This window comes from Kribbella sp. NPDC048928, assembly GCF_043197975.1.
Lineage (GTDB): Bacteria > Actinomycetota > Actinomycetes > Propionibacteriales > Kribbellaceae > Kribbella.
In genome coordinates, this window is record NZ_JBICUC010000004.1 from 218099 (window position 1) to 239064 (window position 20966).

Sequence of the window (20966 nt, forward strand, 5' to 3'; positions counted from 1 at the left end):
ATCGCGGCCAGATGCGCCGCGGTCAGCACCCCGTACGCGACCAGCCAACCTCGCCCCCTTGCCATGGTCCTGATGGCGCCGGTCAAGGGGTCCACAGGTGCGAGTAAATCGCATGCAGAGTGTCGGTGGCGGGACCTAGCCTGAGTAGGCCATGAAACAGCTTCCGCTCGCCGAGCCCGGCGTCCCGAACCATCGCTCACCGGCCCGCTACCTGTGGTGGGTCGCCGGGGGTCAGGCCCGCACGCTCGCCGGCGGGATGACCTTCGGCATCCTGTGGATGGCGGCGCAGGCGTTCATCCCGGCGATCCTCGGCCGGGCGATCGACGAGGGCATCGCGGCCGGTGACGGCGAGCGGCTGCTGCGCTGGACGGCGCTGCTGTTCGCGGTCGGTGTGGTGCAGGCGACGGCCGGCATCATGCGGCACCGGTTCGCGGTCACCAACTGGCTGACCGCGGCGTACCGGACGGTCCAGGTCGTGACCCGGAAGTCGGCCGACCTCGGCGCGACGCTGCCCAAGCAGCTGGCCACCGGCGAGGTGGTCAGCATCGGCGCCGGCGACCTGTCCTACATCGGGAACCTGATGGAGATCTCGGCCCGGTTCGCGGGCGCGATCGTCGCGTTCTTCGTGGTCGCGGTGATCCTGCTGTCGTCGTCGACCGTGCTCGGGCTGGTCGTGCTGATCGGTGTACCGGTGATGCTGTTCTGCCTCGGGCCGATGCTGCGGCCGCTGCACAAGCGGCAGTCCGCGCAACGCGAGGCCGTCGGCGAGCTGAACTCGCTCGGTTCCGACATCGTGGCCGGTCTGCGCGTGCTGCGCGGCATCGGCGGCGAGGAGTCGTTCTCCAACCGCTACCGCACCGAGTCCCAGCAGGTGCGGAAGGCCGGCGTCCGGGTCGCGGGCATCCAGTCGGTGCTGGACGCGGCGCAGGTGTTGCTGCCGGGCATCTTCGTCGTGCTGGTCGTCGGGCTGGGCGCCCACTTCGCCCTGGGCGGTCACCTGAGCGCTGGATCGCTGGTTGCGTTCTACGGCTACGCGACCTTCCTGGTGCTGCCGCTGCGTACTGCGACCGAGTTCGCCAACCAGCTGATGCGCGGACTGGTCGCGGCGGGCCGGGTGATCCGCGTCCTGAAGCTCGAGCCGGACGTCACCGACCCCGAGACTCCTGTGCGGCTCCCGGACCACGGTGACCTGGTCGATCCGGTCTCCGGCGTACGCGCCCGCGACGGCCTGCTCACAGCAATCGTCTCGGCAGAGCCGGACAGCTACGGCGCTCTCGCAGACCGCCTGGGTCGGTACGACAACACCAGCGAGGTCAGGTACGGCGGGGTGACGCTGGCCAGTGCTACCAGGACAGACGTCCGCGAGCGGATCCTGGTCAGCGACACCAGCTCTCAGCTGTTCACCGGCGTACTGCGCACCGAGCTGGACCCAACAGGTCGCCGGACTGACGACGAGCTGATGGCCGCGATCCGTACGGCATCCGCGGAGGATGTGCTCGTAGCGCTGCAGGACGGGCTCGACTCCGAGGTGGAGGAGAAGGGCCGCTCGTTCTCCGGCGGGCAGCGGCAGCGGCTCGTTCTGGTGCGGGCACTGCTCGCGGACCCGTCCGTCCTGGTCCTGGTCGAGCCGACGTCCGCCGTCGACGCGCACACCGAGGCGCGGATCGCGGACCGGCTGCACGAGCACCGGCGCGGCCGGAGCACCGTCGTACTGACCGCAAGCCCGCTGCTGCTGGACCGCGTCGACGAGGTGATCTTCGTGACCGCCGGCCGAGTCGTTGCCAGCGGCAAGCACCGCGAGCTGCTCGCATCCACCCCCCGGTACCGCCGAACCGTCACCCGCCAGACCGAGGAAGAGGAGGCCCTCCGATGAGGCAGATCCTGCCCGTGGCCGGGCCGGCCGAGATTCGGCAGCACGCCCGGCGGCTCGCACGCCGGCACCCACGGACACTGCTGGCCGCGTTGCTGCTGCACGGGCTCGCGGCGGTGTCAGGGCTGGCGGCGCCGCGGCTGATCGGCAACCTGGTCGAGGACGTGCAGAACGGCACCACCGCGTCCAAGGTCAACCTGGTGATCGCCGTGATCGCCGGGTTCATCGTGGCGCAGTCGCTGCTGACCCGCTGGGCGCGCTACAAGTCGTTCGCGCTCGGCGAGCAGGTGCTGGCCGAGCTGCGTGAGGAGTTCGTCGACAACGCGCTGGCACTGCCGATCGGCACGGTCGAGCGGGCCGGCACCGGTGACCTGCTGTCGCGGACCTCGCGGGACGTCGACACCCTGTCGCGGACGGTGCGGTTCGCCGTACCGGAGACCATCATCGCCTTCGTCACCGTACTGTTCACTGCCGTCGCGACGCTGCTCGTCGGCGTCTGGGTGCTGGTGCCGCTGCTCGCGATGGTCCCGCTGCTGCTGCTGAGTACGAAGTGGTACCTGCGCCGCGCCAAGGACGGGTACCTCCGCGAGAACGCCGCGTACGCGCAGATGACCAGCTCGCTCGCGGAGACGGTCGAGGGTGCCCGGACGGTCGAGGCCCTGCGGCGGTACGACGACCGGGTGCGGCGCGGCGACGAGGACATCCGCGGCTCGTACAACGCCGAGCGGTACACCCTGTTCCTGCGGACCGTGTACTTCCCGGCGGCCGAGCTCGGCTATCTCGTACCGGTCGTGGGCACGCTGCTGTTCGGCGGCTGGCTGCATCTCAACGGACATGTCTCACTCGGCGCCGTGACTGCTGCCGTTCTGTACGTGAACCAGCTGATCGACCCGGTGGACCGACTGCTGTCCTGGCTGGACGAGCTGCAGTCGGGTGGTGCCGCGTTCGCCCGGCTGCTTGGTATCAGCGACGTCCCCGACGACCGCACACCCTCCGGTCAGGAACCTGATGGTGAGCTGGTGGAGGCGCGAGACGTCCGCTTCTCGTACGTCGACGGGCGCGACGTCCTGCACGGCGTGGACCTGACGATCCAGCCGGGCGAACGGATCGCGATGGTCGGGCCATCCGGTGCCGGCAAGTCGACGCTGGGCCGGCTGGTCGCGGGCATTCATCCGCCGCGCACCGGGTCGGTGACGGTTGGCGGTGTGGGGATGACGGACCTGCCGCTGGACGAGCTGCGCAAGCAGGTCGCGCTGGTGACGCAGGAGCACCACGTGTTCGTCGGCACGCTGCGGGACAACCTGTCGATGGCACGTCCGTCGGCAACCGACACGGAGCTGCTGGATGCACTGGCTGCCGTGGACGCCCGCGAGTGGGCCGAGTCGTTGCCGCACGGCCTGGATACCCGTGTCGGGTCCGGACAGTTGTCGCTGACACCTGCGCAGGCACAGCAGTTGGCGCTGGCGCGGCTCGTGCTGGCTGACCCGCATACGTTGGTACTGGACGAGGCGACGTCCTTGATCGACCCACGGGCAGCGCGGCACATGGAGCGTTCGCTGGCCGCCGTGCTGGACGGCCGCACGGTGATCGCGATCGCCCACCGCCTCTACACCGCCCACGACGCCGACCGAGTCGCCGTAGTCGAAGACGGCCGCATCACAGAGCTAGGCAGCCACGACGACCTGGTAGCTCACCAAGGCTCCTACGCAGCCCTATGGACCTCCTGGCACGGCTAACCCAAACCCGCCCCACCGCACTCCCCGCCACACCAGCCCCCCCCCGTCACACCAGCGCACTCCCCGCCACACCAGCGGACGGCCCGCCCGCCAGTCGGCGGCCATGGCTCCTCCCCCGCCCCCGAGCGAAGCAAGGGGACGGGGTTTCTCTTAGCGTTTGCGTAGTAGTAGGACTGCTGAATCGACATGGGGTGGTGGACTGAACGCTTTGCGGGGCAGCCGAAGTCCGATCGACGGGTTGTAGTAACGGGACCACCGGTTGACCCCAGGCGCCTCGCCGCGAACCCACCGGTTCGCCACCTGCCGCTGCAGCACCAAATCGGCCGACACCATCCGAGACCCCTGTGCCAGCAGGCGTTTCAGCAACAAGGTCGAGACGTTGTACGGCGGACTCGACACCACCCGGAACGCCCGCGACGGCAACCTGAGATCACCGGCATCGGCCCGAACCACCGTTACCGGAGCGTCCGCGAACCGCCGGCGCAACCTGTCGGCCCGACCCGGATGAAGCTCGACAGCGATCACCCGAGCACCGGCCCGGACCAGCGGCGCAGTCAGCGCACCGAGACCGGCCCCGACATCGAGGACGAGTTCGCCGGGTTCGATCCCGGCCGCGTCCACGACCCGTTGGGCCCAACGACTATCGAGCGGATGCCATCCCCAGGCACCCCGCGCCTGCCCGGAGCCGGGCACGACGGACCATCACAAAGTACGTAATCATGCGCCGACCCTAAACACCCCATGCCCTTCCCCACAAAGCATTTTCGCCTCCGGGAAGTCTCAGCAAAGTTCAAACGGTCCTACCGCCGCGCGTTTGCTCGACTGCAGCCGCCAGAGCGCCGGTGAGGGCAGAGAGCGTGGGTACGTCGGCGCCGTAGACAAGGCGAACGTGGCCGGCCGGCCCGTGCAGGTCGGCGCCGCGCACTGCCGCGATGCCGTTCTGCAGAAGGACATCTTCGATCTCACTCGACGTACTGCCGAGCGCCGAACAGTCAACCAGCAGGAACGCACCGGCCGCCGGCCGCACCGGCTCCGGGAGCCCGGCGGCAACGATGCCGTCGCAGACGAGATCGCGCTTCGCCTGGTACTCCGACAGTGCGTCCTGCAGCCAATCGCGCGGACCGGTCAGTGCTGCGACCGCCGCACGCTGCGGCACGATCCCGCAGCACACCGACTCCCACTGGAAGCGGCGCTCGACCGCGTCCACGATCGACGGCGGCCCGAGGACGTACCCGAGCCGCCAGCTCGCGAGCGCGTAGTACTTGCTCAGGCTGGTGATCGTGACGATGTGCGGCCAGCGTTCCGCGTACGCCTCGATCGGCTGGTACCGGCGGCCGTCGTACGTGAAGTGCTGCCAGGAATCGTCGGAGACGACGAGCAGACCGTGCTGCGCCGCGAGGTCGACCACAGCGGACAGCGTCGCGGCATCCGGGAGGTCGCCCGTCGGGTTGTTCGGGTTGCACAGCAGGATGACGCGGGTCCGGGAGCTGATCGCGGCCTCCAGCCCGGCGACGTCGAGAGCCCAGCCGTCGCTCTCCCGGGACGGCACGTAGACCGGCGAAGCACCGGCCTCGCGGACCGCGCCGTCGAAGAAGAACGTCGGCGTCGGCACGATCACCTCGTCGCCCGGCGCGAGCACCGTACGCAGCACCACCGACAACCCCTGCATCGCGCCGTGGGTGATCAGCAGCCGCCGTTCGGGGTCGACGTCCAGACCGTACGCCGACAGCTCGGCGGCGATCGCGGCGCGCAACTCGGGCAGACCACGGCTGTCGCGGGGATCGGGCTCGTCCAGCGCCTCCTGAGCAGCGCGCCGTACGTGGGCCGGCATCGGCAGCACCGGGGCACCGATCAGCGGGAGGATCCGGCCGCCGCCACGGGCTGTCCGCAGTGCGCGATCGCGCGTACTCATCGCGCCCATCGTTGGGAGGTCGCTCGCGGCGGGTACTGCCCAGAGACTCTGCATTCCCGGAGTTTAGCCACGTTAAGATATCAATGGAACAGATAAGTATCCTTAGTCTGTCATACTGAGAGCTCCTGATGTATCAACTAATCGTGGTGATACGCTGACGCGGTGCGCGATATCCACTCGGTGATCAGGGGAACAACCCATATTCCGGCCCTGCTGCTCGGTGCCGATGACGCCGGACTCGACCGCACCAGTCAGGCGTACCGGGCGATCCGCCGGCAGATCATCGACCTGACGCTGCCTCCCGGGAGCGGCTTCACCGAGACCTCCCTCGCGCAACAGTGGAACACCAGCAAGACACCGGTGCGCGAGGCACTGGTGCGGCTGCGGCGCGACGGTCTCGTGACCGCGCTGCCGCGGGCGGGGTACGTCGTCAGTCCGATCACGCTGCAGGACACCGACGACCTGTGCGCCCTGCGCACGCTGCTGTCCGGCGAGGCCGCCTGGAACGCCGCACAGCACGGCATCGACGCACCGGCACTCGAGCGTCTCGAGGTGCTGTCGAGGGTGTACTCCGCGCTCGCCGCCGGCGAGGTGGATCACGAGGACGCGCTGCAGGATGCGATCGAGTTCGAAGCCATCGTCGCCAACTTCAGCGGCAATGACCGGCTCGGCAAGGCCATCGTCGACGTCGTCGACGAACTGGAGCGCGTCCTGCGGATGGCCGCGCTCATCGCGCCGGACGTCGCGAGCCCGCCGGGCGAGCTGACGGCCATCTACGAGCGGCTGCGCGACCGTGACGCGGAGGGCGCGCGCAAGGCCGTGCGCAACCGCTGCGAGCGCGTACGCCGCGACGTACTGAAGGTCCTGTCCCGCAGCACGTCCGTCAGCAAAGCCCCCATCGAGATGCCCTCCACCTAGCCCCTCGCCCAGTCGGCCGGGGTGGGTCAGGTGGCGGTGGGGAAGTGGAGGTTGGGTTGAGGGGTGGGGGTGTCGTCGGGCCAGCGGGTGGTGACCGCCTTGGCGCGGCTGTAGAACGCGACGCCTTCGGGTCCGTGGATGTGGTGGGCGCCGAACAGGGAGTCCTTCCAGCCGCCGAACGAGTAGAACGCCATCGGTACCGGGATCGGTACGTTCACCCCGATCATCCCGACCTGTACGGAGCGCTGGAAGACCCGCGCCGCGCGGCCGCTCGCGGTGAAGATCGCCGTACCGTTGGCCCACGGACTCGCGTTGATCAACCCGATCGCAGCGTCGAGCGACTCCGCCCGGACGACGACGAGCACCGGGCCGAAGATCTCGTCGCGGTAGATGTCCATGTCCGGCGTAACCCCGTCGAACAACGTCGGACCGACGAAGAAGCCATCGCCCGGTACGCCGTGGTCGCGCCCGTCGAGTGCGAGGTCCGCGCCCGCATCCAGACCCGCATCGATGTAGCCGCGAACCCGTTCGAGTGCCTCCGGTGAGACGACCGGGCCCATCTCCGATCCCGCGTCCTGCCCGGGGCCGACCTTGATCGCACGCGCCTTGTCCCGCAGGCGTTCGACGAGCGGCCCGGCGACGTCGCCGACTGCGACGGCGACCGAGATCGCCATGCAACGCTGGCCCGCGGAGCCGTAGGCGGCTGCGACCAGGTGGTCGGCCGCCTGGTCGAGATCGGCGTCGGGCAGGACGACGGCGTGGTTCTTCGCGCCGCCGAGCGCCTGCACCCGCTTCCCGTTCGCGGTCGCCCGTTCGTGCACGTACTGCGCGATCGGCGTCGAGCCGACGAACGACACGGCCGCGATGTCCGGGTGGTCGAGGATCGCGTCGACCGCGACCTTGTCGCCGTGCACGACGTTGAAGACGCCGTCCGGCAGCCCCGCGTCGGCGTACAGCCCGGCGATGAAGTTCGACACCGTCGGGTTCCGCTCGGACGGTTTGAGGACGAACGTGTTGCCGGTGGCGATCGCGATCGGGTGCATCCACAGCGGCACCATCGCGGGGAAGTTGAACGGTGTGATCCCGGCGCAGACGCCGAGCGGCTGCCGGAACGAGTACAGGTCGACGCCGTTCGAGACCTGGTCGGAGTACTCGCCCTTGAGCAGTTGCGGGATGCCGCAGGCGAAGTCGATGACCTCCAGGCCGCGGACGACCTCGCCCTTGGCGTCGTCGAGGACCTTGCCGTGCTCGGCGGACACGATCCGCGCGAGCTCGTCGACGTGCTGCGCGACCAACTCCCGGAACGCGAACATCAAACGGGACCGTCGCATCACCGACGTGTCAGCCCAGTCCGGCAGCGCGGTCCGGGCCGCCTGCACCGCGGCGTCCACGTCTGCGGACTCGGCCAGCAGTACGTCGGCCTGCCGTTCGCCGGTCGCCGGGTTCCACACCGGTGCCGTCCGGCGGGACGTACCGGCGGTCTCGTGGCCGTTGATCCGATGGTGGATCGTCGGGACTGTTGCTGTGCTCACAGACTGCTCGCATTCTTTTAGCAGGTGATGGTCAGACGATCAGGTCGCCGCCGTTGATGTCGACGGCGGCGCCGGTGATGTACGCGGCGCGGTCGGAGGCGAGGAACGCGACGAGTTCCGCGACCTCCCAGGCCCGTCCGGCCCGCGGCACCGGGAACGTTCGGGTAGCGCGCTCGAGGTCGCCGCCGGGCAGCAGGCCGCGCGTCATCGGGGTGTCGATCAGGCCGGGGCAGACCGCGTTCACCGTCACGCCGTCCGGCCCGTAGTCCTTGGCCAGATGCCGGGTCAGCCCGAGTACGCCGTGTTTCGCGGTCGTGTAGTGCGCGCCGCCGGCTGTACTGATCGTCTTGCCGGCGGTGGACGAGAAGTTGACGATCCGGCCCCAGTGCCGGTCACGCATCGCCGGAAGCGCCCGCCGGCAACACAGGAACGTGCCGTGCACGCTGACCGCGAGGACGCGGTTCCACTCGCTGTCGGTGATCTGCTCGAACGTGGTCGGCGGTGCGATCCCGGCGGCGTTCACGAGGATGTCGAGCCGCGACTGCTCTGCCAGCAGCGAGGCGAACGCGTCGTCGACCTGATCGCCGTCGGTGACGTCGACCTGCACCGACCGCACGTCGTCGACCGTTGCCTCGAGCATCGATGCCAAGTCGCTCCGGCGAGGTGGCGCGACGTCGAACACCGCCACCGTCGCACCCCGGCGCACCAAGGCATGTGCGGTCGCCAGCCCCATGCCGCTCGCTCCACCGGTCACGACCGCGACCCGGCCCGTGAGCTCGTTGCCGTCGGCACTGACCGGAGCACCGAGACCTGCCGCGGTCGTGGTCATGCAGCCGCCAGTGCCGTACGGGCGCGGGCGAACGCAGCCGCCGCGAACTCGAGCTGCCCGCTCGTGTGCGCCGCCGACACCTGGACCCGGATCCGCTCCTCCCCGGCCGGGACGACCGGATGGGAGAGCGCGAACGCGAGAGCCCCCTCACGGCGCAGAGCCTCCGCGACGTCTCGCGCCAGCGTCCCCCCGCGCAGCATCACCGCGACGATCGGGTGCTCCCCCGGCAGTACGTCGTACCCGAGATCGCTCAGTGCCCCGCGCAGCCAAGCCGTGTTGGCGGACAGACGCTCGCGCAACTCAGAGCGTTCGCGCGCGATCCGGATGGACGTCAGCGCTGCGACGGCGAGCGCGGGGGCCATCGCGTTGGTGAAGATGTACGGGCGCGAGCTCTGACGCAACGTCTCCACCACAGCACGAGGCCCGGCGACGAATCCGCCGGCCCCGCCGCCGAGTGCCTTCCCCAGTGTCCCTGTCAGTACGTCGACGTGCTGTACGCCGAAGTACTCCGCGGTGCCGGCGCCGGTCGCACCCAGTACGCCGGTCGCATGCGAATCGTCGACCAGGAGCGCGGCGTCGTACTGCTCGGCGAGCTTGCACAGCGCCGGCAGCGGGGCGATGTCACCATCCATGCTGAAGACGCCGTCGGTCACGATCAGGCGGTGCCGCGCGTCCTGCGAGTACACGAGACCGCGCTCGAGGTCGTCCAGGTCGGCGTGGGCGTAGACGCGGGTACGGGCGCGGGTCAGGCGGATGCCGTCGATCAGGCTGGCATGGTTGAGGCTGTCGCTCAGAACGACGTCGTCCGCGCCGAGCAGCGCGGCGAAGACGCCGAGGTTCGCGTCGAAGCAGGAGCTGTAGAGCACGCTGTCCTCGGCCCCGACCAGGCCGGCGATGCTCGCCTCGAGTTCGCCGTGGACGCCGCGGGTACCGCACAGCACCCGGCCCGCGCTGACGCCGAGCCCGTGCTCGCCGAGCGCCCGCCGTGCCGAATCGATCACCTCGGGATCACCGGCGAGTCCGAGGTAGTCGTTCGACGCGAAGTTCACCAGCGTCTCGCCCGCCACCTCGAGCGTCGTACCTTGCGGGCCGGAGGCAACCAGATCGCGCCGCAGCCCGGTCGCGGCCGACTGCGCGTCGAGTTCAACTGTGAGACGGGTCAGCAGCCCGGCGTTCACGACGTACTCGCCGCGGGCCAGTCAGCACAGGTGAGCACCTCGAATCCCCGGCTGGGGAAGACCGCGTCCATGAAGAAGTCGTTCATCGCCTGGTCGCCGTCGCCGCAACCGTCCCGCAGTACGGCGACCCCGTACCCGCGGTCCGCAGCGTCGTAACAGGTCGCCGCGACCATCGCGCTCGTCCCGACGCCGGCGATCACGACCTGGTCGACACCGCGCGCCCGCAGCACCAGGTCGAGATCCGTCCCGGCGAAGGCACTCGCCCGGCGCTTCAGCACGACCACGTCGTCGGCGGTCACCGGCAGGTCGATCTCCGCACCCGAAGTGCCCTCGTGGAAGGCGTCCCCGGCGTCGAAGAACGAGCGGAGCAAGGCACTGTCCGGTACGTCGGTCCCGTTCGCACGGAACGCGAAGTGCACGAAGACGACAAGTACGCCGGCCGCGCGCGCCCGCGGGAGCAGTTCGGTGACGGCCGGAACGACCGCGCCCGCGAACGAGTAGTTGCGCGTGATGCCCTGCTGAAGATCACCGATGATCAGTGCGGTGGTCATGGACGACTCCCAGATAGTTGTTCCATTCGGCGTCCTGCGGTGAGCAGGACGAGCATTCCGGCGGCCATCAGGATCGCGATCGTGAGCAGCGCGTAGGTGAAGCTGCCGGTCGCGGTCTCGATCCAGCCGGTGATGTACGGCCCGACGAATCCGCTCAGGTTGCTGACCGAGTTGATCAGCGCGATCCCGGAGGCGGCGGCCGCGCCGGTCAGACCGATCGCGGGGATCCGCCAGTACTGACCCATCGCGCAGACGATCCCGGTCACGCTCAGGCAGACCGCCAGTACGAACGGGATCCCGCTGCTGGCCAGCGTCGCGAGCACGAGTCCGACCGCGCCGAGAGCCATCGGGATCATGGTCGCGGTGACTGCGCTCCGGCGTGCTGCCAAGGACGCCCAGATCAGCAGGCCGACCATCGCCGCGGCCCAGGGGATCGCGGACAGCAGCACGCTGCTGACGTCGCCCGCGGGGCCGATGCTGTGCGTGATCGACGCGATCATCGTCGGCAGGAAGTACGCCAGCGGGTACAGCCCGAACGCGATCGTGAACCAGGTCACGGCCATCGCCCAGACCCGTCCGCTGCCCAGGGCCTCCCAGAGCCCGGAGAGTGCACCGTTCGCGCGGTGTTCGGCGGCCTCGGCGGCGATCACGTTCTCGATCCCGTCCCGCTCGTGCGGCTCCAGCCAGCGGGCGTCGCGCGGACGGTTCGGCAGGAAGCAGAAGATCAGCACACTGACCACGACCGTCAGCAGCCCCTCGACCAGGAACAGCGCCCGCCAGCCGGTGATGCCGAACACCCGTTGTCCCCAGGTGAGCACCGCGGCGGCCAGCGGCGAGCCGATGATCGCGGAGATCGGCGTCATCAAGATGAACAGCGACATCGCCCAGGCCCGCTGGCGGCGCGGGAACCAGTACGTCAGGTACAGCAGGATCCCCGCGCCGAGGCCGGCTTCGGCGAAGCCGAGCAGCAACCGGGCGAGGAAGAGGGTGCCGGCGGAGTTCACCGCCGAGGTGGCGGCCGTGATCAGGCCCCAGGTGATCATGATCCGGGCGATCCAGATCCGGGCGCCGAAGCGGCGCAGCAGCAGGTTGCTCGGTACCTCGACCAGGACGTACCCGATGAAGAAGACGCCCGCGGCCAGGCCGATCTGCCGGCTGGACAGGTGCAGGTCGCGTGACATCGGGGCGGCGATGAACCCGAGGTTCGCGCGGTCGGTGAAGCTGACGACGTAGGCGAGGCCGATCAGCGGAATGATCCGCACACTGACCTTGCGCCAGGTGCTGGGGGCGACGGAGTCCTTGGTGCTTGCAGCGGTTGAACTCATCTCGGTCGGTCCAATCGGGAGTAGAGAGGGGGTGTCAGCCCGCCTGACCGCGCAACCTCGCGGTGGCGTCCACATCGATGGCGTCGTCGTCGGTGATGACGACGCCGTAGTCCCGCTCGGCACTCTTATGGGTGACTTTGCCGTCAAGGACATCTTCGAGCACCCGGTCGGGGTCACGCTCGAAGGGGACTCCGTGTCCGCCACCGCCCGCGGTGACGTGCCGGTGCCGGGTACCGGCCGTCATCACGAGGTGCGGTTTGGAGTCCAGCAGTTGTTCGCCCGGCCCGTCGGGGTCGAGGACGTTCAGTGAGGGCGTGCCCGGGGCACCGCCGGCCAGTCCGTACGGAAGGAACTTCCGCCGGTCCGACCTGATCTGCACGCTTGCCTCGGGGACCAGGACGGTCATGTCCCGGAAGGTCGCGAGCCCACCGCGCCAGCGGCCGGCCCCGCCGCTGTCCGGGAGGTAGCCGTACCCGTCGAAGCGGATGTGCCCCGACTGTTCGAGCTCCTCGACCGGCGTGTTCGTCAGGTTGGCGCCGAGCGAACTGATCCCGTCGACACCGTCGCGGTCCGGGCGCGCGCCCCACGCGCCGGCGAGCGCGTCCCACAGGACGACGGACTCGCCGTCCTCGCCGACGATGCCGATCGCGATGCCGTTCGGGCCGCCGTCGCCCGCGGCCGGGACCCGGTTCGGGAACACCGGGGCGAGCGCGCCGAGCACCGCGTCGACGATCCGGAAGCCGACCAGGCCACGGGCGCCGCGCGCGGACGGTCTGCGCCCGTTCAGGATCGACGCCTCCGGGATGACGAACGTGAACGGCCGGTAGAAGCCGCTGTTCGCGGGGATGTCCGAGGCCAGGACGCCTTGCAGGGCGGCGTACCCGGCCGATCGGGTGAACGACTCGGTCGCGTTCAGCGCGGAGTTCACCTGCGGGGCGGACCCGGTGAAGTCGAGCTCGATCCCGGCCGCCGACAGCGTGGCCCGCACCTTGATGACGATCGGCCCGGACCCGAGGCCGTCGTCGTCGATGTGGTCGGTGAACTCGTACGTACCCGGAACGGCTTCGGCCAACGCGTTGCGCAGCAGGGTCTCCGAGTAGTCGAGCAGCTCGTCGATCAACTCGGCGTACCGATCGACGCCGTAGCGCGCGGCCAGGGCGCGCAGCCCTTCGGCACCGGTGTGGCAGGCCGCGAGCTGGGACTCCAGGTCGCCGCGGAGCAGCTCGGGTTCGCGGACGTTGCGCAGGATCAGCCGCAGGAACGACTCGTTCATGGTGCCGGCCTCGATCAGCCGGGTCGGCGGAATCTGGATGCCTTCGGCAAAGATGTTGGTCGACTGCACCGCCATCGAGCCGGCCGCCCAGCCGCCGACGTCGGTGTGGTTGACGACCGTGACCGAGAACCCCAGCAGGGTCTCACCGGCGAAGACCGGCGCGAACACGAAGATGTCCGGCAGGTGCATCCCGCCCAGCGACGGATCGTTGAGCAGGTAGATGTCGCCGCGGTGGATGCTGTCCCCGAACTCGTCGAAGACCGCCTCCATCGCGGCCGGGATCGACCCGAGGTGCAGCGGCAGCGTGTTCGCCTGCGCGATCACCCGGCCCCGCGGATCGCACAACGCCGCCGAGAAGTCCATGCTGGTGGCAACGAGTTGTGAGTGCGCGGTCCGCAGTACGGTGATCGCCATCTCGTCGGCCAGGCCGGTGACGGCGTTGCGGAAGACCTCGAAGGTCACGGCGTCGCGGATCATGAGGCGCTCCACGTGATGACGATGTTGTTGAACCGGTCCCGGTGCACTCGCGCGCCGGGCGGGACGAGCGTGGTCGCGTCCATGTCCTCGATCACCATCGGGCCGTCCACAGGGTCGGCTCCCAGCGCTGTCCGGGGTACGACGGGCGTCGGCAGGTTCTCGTCGAACCGGCACTCCCGGGTGTCCGGCGCGCGGTCGGCGTCGTCGGGGAGATTCAGTACGTCCGCAATCGACACCGGCGTCGGTACGGCGCCGCGCACCCGGAGATTGACCAGCTCGACGAGGTCGTCCGTCCCGGCGCGGCCGTAAGTACGTTTGTGCTCGGCGTGGAAGCGGGCGCGCGTCTCGGCGAGCAAGTCGTCGGTGAGATCACCGTCCGGCACCCGGATCCGCAGTTCGAACCGCTGACCGCGATAGCGCATGTCCAGCAGGCGATCCACCACGGCCTCCGGTCCCAGCTCCGCGCGGACCTTGCCGGCCAGCTGGTCGAACTCGGCAGCGAGCGCGGTCACGTCGGAGAGCTCCGTACGGTACGGCGTGAGCTCGTGCCGTTCGGTGTCCGCGACGAGCAAGCCGAGGCTGCTGAACAGGCCCGGGTACACGGGCACGATCACCGTCGAGATGCCGAGCTCGCGGGCCAGCGACGCGGCGTACAGCGGGCCGGCACCACCGAACGCGACCAGAGTCGCCTCACGCGGATCGCGACCGCGCTCGCTGGTCACCGCTTTCACTGCAGTTGTCATGCTCGAGACAGCCACCTGGTACGCGCCGCGCGCCGTACCGGCGATGTCGGTACCGAGCTGGTCGGCCACGGCGGAGAGGGCTTTCGTGGCAAGGTCGGGATGGACGGCGACACGTCCGCCGGCCAGCGAGTGTGGACTGAGATATCCGAGTGTCACGTTGGCGTCTGTCAGGGTCGGCAGCTCACCGCCGAGGCCGTAGCAGGCAGGCCCCGGACGCGAACCGGCGCTGGCAGGGCCGACATGCAGTGCACCCGCGGCGTCGACCGAGATGATGCTGCCGCCGCCCGAGCCGACCTCGGCGATGTCGATCGAGGGCGCCCGCACCGGGTAGCCGGCGCCGGAGCTGAGGCCGCGAGCAACGTTCATGCCGCCGCCGACCTCGTAGTCGGCGGACACGAACGGCTCGCCGTCCTCGATCAGGGACGCCTTCGCCGTCGTCCCGCCCATGTCGAACGCCACCACGGTGGACAGACCGATCAGCTGCGCAAGCTTCTGTACGGCGGTCACACCGGCGGCCGGGCCGGACTCGATGATCTGCACCGGTCGCTTGGCGACCGATGCCGCCTCGAGCAGTCCCCCGCTGGACTGCATGACCATCAACGGGGCACGTACTCTCGCGGCACGCAGTCCCTCCTCGAGCCGCGTCAGATACCCGTGCACCGCCGGACCCACGTACGCGTTGACCGCTGCAGTGCTGGTGCGTTCGTACTCGTGGGGCTGCGGCGAGACGTCAACAGATGCGGTCACGTACACGTCGGGGAGCTCGGCGCGCAGGAGGTCGGCCACCCGTCGTTCCTCGTCGGGGCAGGCGTAGGAGTTGATCAGGCAGACAGCGACCGCTGCGATGCCATCGGCCCGGAGCTGCTTCGCGAGTGCGCGCACCTGGTCCGCGTCGGCCGGTGGGTCGAGTTGTCCGTCGGCGGTGATCCGCTGGTCGAGTTCGTACCGGTTCCGGCGGCGGGCGAGCGGCGTGGGCTTGGTCCACGAGAGGTCGTACAGGATCGGCCGGCGCAGCCGCCCGAGCTCCAGCACGTCCCGGAATCCGTGGGTCGTCACGACCGCCGTACGGACGCCACTCATCGAGAGGATCGCGTTGGTGGCCACGGTCGTGCCGTGCAGCATGGCGCTCACGGCCGTCGGCTCGACCGCCGCCGATGCGAGGACGTCGGTGGTTGCCGTCACCACGCCTGCCCCGTAGTCGGGCGGCGTCGACGGCACCTTCATCGCCACGACCTCGCCGGCCGGGCCGAGCGCGATGACGTCGGTGAAGGTCCCGCCGATGTCGGCGCCTACGCGCCAGCCACCGGTTCGCGGGTCGTGACTGGAAACCACTGCGATCTCCTTCACTCGAGCTGGAAGTGAGATCACAGTAGATGCGAGTTGAGATATCAGCAAGGGCTAGATGGAGTTTCATGGATTCGCTGGTGATCCAGCACGTCGCGGGGATGCAACGCGTGTGGTACTACTACCGGTATAACTATCCCGGAGGAATCATGGTCGAGCTGAAGACGCCGGCGGAGATCGAGCGGATGCGCGCGGCCGGTCGGGTCGTTGCCACTGCGCTGCACACCGTGAAGAAGCACGCCGCGGCCGGGGTCTCGCTGCGCGAGCTCGACGAGGTGGCGCGGGACGTGTTGCGCTCAGCCGGGGCGGTCTCGTTGTTCGACGGGTACCAGCCCGGGTTCGCCACGTCACCGTTCAGCGGCGTGATCTGTACGTCGGTGAACGACGCCGTACTGCACGGCCTGCCGAACGACCTGTGCCTCACCGACGGCGACCTGCTGAACGTGGACTGCGGCGCGTCGATCGACGGCTGGTGCGCCGACTCGGCGATCAGCTTCTGCGTCGGGACACCGCGGACCGAGGACCTCGAGCTGATCGCCACGACCGAGAGCGCACTCGCCGCAGGGATCGCCGCCGCGGTCCCGGGCAACCGGATCGGCGACATCGGCGCCGCGATCGGGCGGATCGGGACGGACGCCGGCGTCGGCACCAACCTGGACTTCGGCGGGCACGGGATCGGACGCCGGATGCACCAGGAGCCGCACATCCCGAACGGTGGCCGCGGCGGCCGCGGCCTCAAACTCCAAGCCGGCCAGGTGTTCGCGATCGAACCCTGGTTCTGGACGGGGCCCGGCTCCACCTACCTGATCGACAACGACGGCTGGACCCTCCGCTCCGCCGACCGAACCCGAGGCGCTCACGCCGAACACACCGTGGCCATCACACCCGACGGCCCCGACATCCTCACCCTCCCTTAGAACAAAGGCTCTTGCGTCGGTTTGGGCGGCGGATGCATGCCGCTGATCGGCTGGGAGCGGTGCATGGAGTCGCCACCGAAGCCATGTTTGCGGAGCAGCGGCTGGATCTTTTGGGTGAAGGCCTTGCGGTAGGTGGGAGCCGCGTACGAGCCGTGCGCATACAGCGATTCGTAGCGACTGACCAGGTTGGGATGGTCGTGCGCGAGCCACTGCATGAACCAGTCCTTGACGCCAGGGCGCAGATGCAGCAGCAGCGGTGTGACTCCGGTGGCGCCCGCGTCGGACAGCTGGGCCAGGAGTTGGTCCAGCTGGTCTGTCGAGTCGGTCAGCCACGGGAGTACTGGCGCGACCATCACGCCACACGGCAGCCCGGCCTCGCGGATCGTACGGATGAAGTCGAGGCGACCGCGCACCGACGGCACGCCAGGCTCCAGGCGACGACGTAGCTCCTCATCCCCCAACGCGAGCGAGACCGCGATCCCGACCGGCACCTCGGCAGCCGCCGCCGTGAGCAGACCGAGGTCGCGACGGAGCAGTGTCCCCTTGGTGAGGATGGACAGCGGCGTGCCGGACGAGGCGAGTGCATCGATGATCCCGGGCATCAGGCGGTACCGCCCCTCGGCCCGCTGGTACGGATCGGTATTGGTGCCCAGGGCAACAGGTTCGTGGGACCAGGACGGGCGGGCGAGCTCGCGGCGCAGCACCTCGGCGACATTGGTCTTCACCACGATCTGCCGATCGAAGTCCTGCCCGGTGTCGAGCTCCAAGTACCGATGGGTCGGCCGCGCGAAGCAGTACCGGCAAGCGTGCGTGCAGCCGCGGTACGGATTGACGGTCCAGTTGAACGGCAGCGCCGAGCCCGGCACGGAGTTCAGCGCCGAACGCGCCAGCACCTCATGGAACGTGATCCCCTGGAACTCCGGCGTCGTCACCGACCGAACCAGACCCGCGATCGACCCGAGCCCCGGCAACGCCCCCGGAGTCTCGACGTCAATCCGCTGACCTGCCCACCTCATACCCACAGTCGAACACATGTTCGAGATCAGGTCAAACCACGCCGCCCGAAACCGGGTTGACGGTGCACGGGCCGAGCCGTTCCGATGGGGCTCGTGAGTCCTCGCAAGGTCCATGCCGATCAGATCCACATCGACACGCCGCTCGTCCGCGAACTGGTGGCCGGCCAGTTCCCGCAGTGGGCCGCGTTGCCGCTGGAACCGGTCGACTCCGGCGGGATGGTGAACGCGATCTACCGCCTCGGTTCCGACCTGTCCGTACGGCTGCCGCTCCGGCCCTCGAGCATCGACGCAGTCCGGCGGGAGCAGGCGAAACTCGCGGCACTCGCACCGGTCCTGCCGGTGGCCATCCCCGCTGTCGAGGCGATCGGCTCACCCACCGACGCGTTCCCGGGCGAGTGGTCCGTCCACCGTTGGCTGACCGGTACGCACCCTGCCGCCGGCGCGCTCGCCGACCCACACGGGCTGGCGACGGACCTCGCGGCGTTCGTCGAAGCGTTCCGGCGGATCGACCTGCCGGATCGGCCGCCGGCGTATCTGGGCGAGCGCCGTACGCGCGCTCCGATGGTTGACATGGACGACTCGACGCGACAGGCGATCGGCGAGCTGGACAGCCTGATCGACACTCGCGCAGCGCTGACCTCGTGGGAGGAATCGCTCGCGGCGCCGTACGACGGTCGCGAGGTGTGGGTGCACTCGGATCTGACGCCGGGCAACCTGCTCGTGTCCGCGGACGGCCGACTGACCGCGGTGCTCGACTTCGAGACCTGCGGTGTCGGTGATCCGGCGTGCGACCTGTTCCCCGCATGGCACCTCCTGCCGACGAACGTTCGCGACGAGTTCCGTACGGCGCTGAACGTGGACGATGCGACTTGGCTGCGCGGACGCGGACGTGTGCTGTCCCAGGCCGTGAACGTCTGGGCGTACCAGAAGGACACCAACCCGGCGATCGCGAACTACGCCCGGCCCGTCATCAGCGAGGTGCTCGGCGACGCCTGAAACCCCGCTGCGGTCCTTCAGTTGCGCGCGGCCTCCTCGACCCGGGCGCGATACGCCGCCCACCAGGCCGCGTCCTGCTCCGGTAGGTTCGAGTTGCCTGCGCTCATCCCGCCGGCGCCGTCCAACTGCTCGCGCAGGATGTCCGCGTGCCCCGCGTGCCGGTTCGTCTCGGCGAGCACGTGGACGAGCATCGCATGCAAGGTCACCGACGACTTCCCCCACCACGGCACCTGGCCCGGCGCGTCCAGCTCCAGCGCCTCGATCGTCGCGTCGGCGTGCGCGCACGCTCGCCGGTAGCGGTCGATGATCTCGTCGCGGGTCTCGTCCGCGGTCGCCCACATGTCGATGTTGGGCTCCGCGTCGTCGTCCCACCAGTCCAGTTCCTCGGGGAACGGCCGGTCGAACGTCTTGCCGAAGTACCACGCCTCGACGATCGACAGGTGCTTGATCAGCCCGAGCAGATTCGTCCCGGTCGGCGTCAGCGGCCGCCGTACGTCGTAGTCACTCAGCCCGTCGAGCTTCCAGAGCATCGCTTCGCGGACCTCACGCAGATAGCCGTGCAGAGTCGTCTTCACCCCCGCGATCATGCCAGTCAGCGGAAGGCGTCCGCATGAACAACAGCCCATTCGGCGTACGTCATCGGCGCCCGTCCGGTCAGGTCGAGGACCGCCGGCTCCGGCTTCATGGGGTGCTCGGCCATCATCCGGAACCCGTCCAGCAACCACTGCGCCGTCTGTAACCCGATCACCGGTGCCAGCCCATCCACGTACTCCGACGGCGTCAGCTCCTCGAAGCGCACCTCCCGCCCGATCGCGGCCGAGATCTGCGCGACCTGCTCCGGCGGCGTGATCCCCTCCGGCCCGCTCATCGCGATCTTCTGACCGCCGTACTTCTCCGACAGCAGCACCACCCGCGCCACCGCCGCGATGTCGCCGAGGTCGATCGGCGTCTGCACCGCGTTCGCGTACGGCGTGCGCACCACCCCGTCGGCCCGGATCGACGCCGCCCAGTCGAGCGTGTTCGTCATGAACTGTCCCGGCCGCAAGAACGTCCACTCGAAGCCGGCCGCCTCGATCGCCTGCTCCAGGCGGTAGTAGTGCCACGTCGACGGATCCCCCTGCGCCTCGTAGTCCGCCGGCTCGCCCGACAGTACGACGACCCGCCGCACACCGGCGTCCCGCGCGCAGCGGACGAAATCATCGACGTACGCCGGAAGCGGCGCGAGGTACACCGTGTCGATGCCCTGGAGCGCCGCGGGCAACGTCCGTGGTTTGCCGAGGTACCCGCGGGCGACCTCCACACCGTCCGGCAGCGCGGCCCGGGCCGGATTGTTCGTCAGCGCCCGCACCGGCGCCCCCTCCGCCAGCAACTCGTCGACCAGCAGCCGCCCCACGCTCGCCGTCGCGCCCGTCACCAAGATCGTCATCAACGTCCCCTCTCGACTCGAATTCCCGTAGGGTATACGAGAATTCAAATCAGCGCCTATCGTTGGCCCGTGAGCGAGCGGCGCAGTGGTGAGGGGCAGCCGGACCGGACGCTGGCGTTGCTGTGGCGCAACCACAGCCGGCCGACCGTGCCCGCCGGGGAACCGGCCCGGAAACGTGGCGCCGGGCGGCGGCCGTCGCTGACCGTGGACGACGTCGTCGAGGCAGGGATCCAGCTCGCCGACGAGCAAGGCCGAGCGGCCGCGTCGATGGGCGGGCTTGCGAAGGAGCTCGGCGTCGGCACGATGACGCTGTACACCTACGTACCGTCGAAGGAAGAGCTGCTCGACCTCATGGTCGATCAGGTGCTCGGCGAGCGCCGCCTCCCGGCTCCGGGCGAACCGCGGCCAGCAGACTGGCGCGAGCAGGTGGAGATGTACTCGGTGGAGACCCGCGCCATGTTCCAGCGGCACTTGTGGTTGTCGCAGGTCTCCACGATCCGCCCGCCGGTCGGCCCGGGCATGCTGGCGGGCCGCGAGTACCTGCTGTCCGTCCTGCTCGATCTCGGCCTGACTCCTGTGGAGACGAACACCGCGGCGCTGGCCATCACCACGTACGTCGACTCAGCGGCCGGACTGGAAGCGGAGAGCCGACTCGTGGAGCGGACGACCGGACAGACCAACGACGCCTGGTGGTTCGAGCGGAACGACCTGTGGGAGACGTACTTCGACGTCGACCGGCACCCCGCGATGACCACCATCTGGCACGCCGACGGCTACAAGTCGACCGCCCACGACGCCTACCGCTACGGCCTCGACCGCCTCCTCAACGGCATCCAGCCGCACTGACATGTACAGCTCGACAGTACGTATATGTCCACTGCCGACGCGGCCACGCTCAGCCGCGCAGTAGTTGCGGCCGGAAT

The 20966-nt window shown here is 69.4% G+C and carries 18 protein-coding genes; 6 read left to right on the top strand and 12 right to left on the bottom strand.

All coding sequences use genetic code 11. From position 1 onward, the window contains the following. Positions 1–151: 151 nt before the first annotated feature. Positions 152–1873 carry an ABC transporter ATP-binding protein gene (locus ACGFI6_RS18925; protein WP_393120144.1) on the top strand — a complete coding sequence of 574 codons (1722 nt, stop codon included), beginning with the start codon at positions 152–154 and terminating at the stop codon, positions 1871–1873. After that, positions 1870–3606: an ABC transporter ATP-binding protein gene (locus ACGFI6_RS18930; protein ID WP_393120147.1), complete on the top strand. Its 1737-nt coding sequence runs from the start codon at positions 1870–1872 to the stop codon at positions 3604–3606. The genes ACGFI6_RS18925 and ACGFI6_RS18930 overlap by 4 nt, the downstream gene beginning before the upstream one ends. Before the next feature lie 150 nt (positions 3607–3756). Here ACGFI6_RS18930 and ACGFI6_RS18935 read toward each other — a convergent pair whose 3' ends face one another. Both ACGFI6_RS18935 and ACGFI6_RS18940 read right to left on the bottom strand, forming a co-directional pair. Further along, positions 3757–4299 (bottom strand): rRNA adenine N(6)-methyltransferase family protein, encoded by a 543-nt coding sequence (locus tag ACGFI6_RS18935; protein WP_393120149.1) that lies wholly within the window; start codon positions 4297–4299, stop codon positions 3757–3759. A 97-nt stretch (positions 4300–4396) separates the two neighbouring features. Then, entirely contained in the window at positions 4397–5518 is a 1122-nt protein-coding gene (locus ACGFI6_RS18940) for a pyridoxal phosphate-dependent aminotransferase (RefSeq protein WP_393120152.1), read from the bottom strand. A gap of 162 nt (positions 5519–5680) precedes the next feature. Here ACGFI6_RS18940 and ACGFI6_RS18945 point away from each other — a divergent pair, with 162 nt between their 5' ends. Next, a complete protein-coding gene (locus ACGFI6_RS18945) occupies positions 5681–6436 on the top strand; it encodes a GntR family transcriptional regulator (protein WP_393120154.1) in 756 nt (251 codons plus the stop codon). Between the two features lie 26 nt (positions 6437–6462). Here the strand turns inward: ACGFI6_RS18945 and ACGFI6_RS18950 are convergent, their stop codons facing one another. Genes ACGFI6_RS18950 through ACGFI6_RS18980 form a run of 7 tightly spaced genes read right to left on the bottom strand, consistent with a single transcriptional unit; the run spans position 6463 to position 15676 of the window. Further along, the gene (locus ACGFI6_RS18950; protein WP_393120157.1) at positions 6463–7968 is read right to left on the bottom strand and encodes a CoA-acylating methylmalonate-semialdehyde dehydrogenase; all 1506 of its coding nucleotides are present in this window, start codon (positions 7966–7968) and stop codon (positions 6463–6465) included. Positions 7969–7999: 31 nt separating this feature from the next. Next, entirely contained in the window at positions 8000–8797 is a 798-nt protein-coding gene (locus ACGFI6_RS18955; RefSeq protein ID WP_393120159.1) for an SDR family NAD(P)-dependent oxidoreductase, read from the bottom strand. Beyond that, entirely contained in the window at positions 8794–9975 is a 1182-nt protein-coding gene (locus ACGFI6_RS18960) for a glycine C-acetyltransferase (protein ID WP_393120161.1), read from the bottom strand. Before ACGFI6_RS18960 ends, ACGFI6_RS18955 begins: the two co-directional genes overlap by 4 nt. After that, positions 9972–10526 carry a cysteine hydrolase family protein gene (locus ACGFI6_RS18965; RefSeq protein ID WP_393120163.1) on the bottom strand — a complete coding sequence of 185 codons (555 nt, stop codon included), beginning with the start codon at positions 10524–10526 and terminating at the stop codon, positions 9972–9974. The genes ACGFI6_RS18960 and ACGFI6_RS18965 overlap by 4 nt, the downstream gene beginning before the upstream one ends. After that, the gene (locus tag ACGFI6_RS18970; protein ID WP_393120165.1) at positions 10523–11851 is read right to left on the bottom strand and encodes an MFS transporter; all 1329 of its coding nucleotides are present in this window, start codon (positions 11849–11851) and stop codon (positions 10523–10525) included. The genes ACGFI6_RS18965 and ACGFI6_RS18970 overlap by 4 nt, the downstream gene beginning before the upstream one ends. A gap of 34 nt (positions 11852–11885) precedes the next feature. Continuing rightward, positions 11886–13613: a hydantoinase B/oxoprolinase family protein gene (locus ACGFI6_RS18975; protein WP_393120167.1), complete on the bottom strand. Its 1728-nt coding sequence runs from the start codon at positions 13611–13613 to the stop codon at positions 11886–11888. Next, a complete protein-coding gene (locus tag ACGFI6_RS18980; RefSeq protein ID WP_393120169.1) occupies positions 13598–15676 on the bottom strand; it encodes a hydantoinase/oxoprolinase family protein in 2079 nt (692 codons plus the stop codon). Before ACGFI6_RS18980 ends, ACGFI6_RS18975 begins: the two co-directional genes overlap by 16 nt. Positions 15677–15837: 161 nt before the next feature. Here ACGFI6_RS18980 and map point away from each other — a divergent pair, with 161 nt between their 5' ends. Continuing rightward, positions 15838–16605 (top strand): type I methionyl aminopeptidase, encoded by a 768-nt coding sequence (gene map / locus ACGFI6_RS18985; RefSeq protein ID WP_393121256.1) that lies wholly within the window; start codon positions 15838–15840, stop codon positions 16603–16605. Here map and ACGFI6_RS18990 read toward each other — a convergent pair. Next, positions 16602–17621, bottom strand: coding sequence for an Rv2578c family radical SAM protein (locus tag ACGFI6_RS18990; protein WP_393120171.1), 1020 nt, complete (start codon positions 17619–17621; stop codon positions 16602–16604). The two genes, map and ACGFI6_RS18990, sit on opposite strands and share 4 nt — an antisense overlap. 93 nt (positions 17622–17714) lie before the next feature. Between ACGFI6_RS18990 and ACGFI6_RS18995 the strand changes: the two genes are divergently transcribed. Further along, positions 17715–18617, top strand: a complete 903-nt coding sequence (locus tag ACGFI6_RS18995; protein ID WP_393120173.1) for an aminoglycoside phosphotransferase family protein — start codon at positions 17715–17717, stop codon at positions 18615–18617. A 17-nt stretch (positions 18618–18634) separates the two neighbouring features. Here the strand turns inward: ACGFI6_RS18995 and ACGFI6_RS19000 are convergent, their stop codons facing one another. Both ACGFI6_RS19000 and ACGFI6_RS19005 read right to left on the bottom strand, forming a co-directional pair. Next, on the bottom strand, positions 18635–19192 hold the full coding sequence (locus ACGFI6_RS19000) for a DinB family protein (RefSeq protein WP_393120175.1): 558 nt from the start codon (positions 19190–19192) through the stop codon (positions 18635–18637). 17 nt (positions 19193–19209) lie between these two features. Then, positions 19210–20043: an SDR family oxidoreductase gene (locus tag ACGFI6_RS19005; protein ID WP_393120177.1), complete on the bottom strand. Its 834-nt coding sequence runs from the start codon at positions 20041–20043 to the stop codon at positions 19210–19212. Between the two features lie 69 nt (positions 20044–20112). On the opposite strand from ACGFI6_RS19005, the gene ACGFI6_RS19010 reads away from it, so the two are divergent. Beyond that, positions 20113–20889, top strand: a complete 777-nt coding sequence (locus tag ACGFI6_RS19010) for a TetR/AcrR family transcriptional regulator (protein ID WP_393120179.1) — start codon at positions 20113–20115, stop codon at positions 20887–20889. Positions 20890–20966 lie beyond the last annotated feature (77 nt).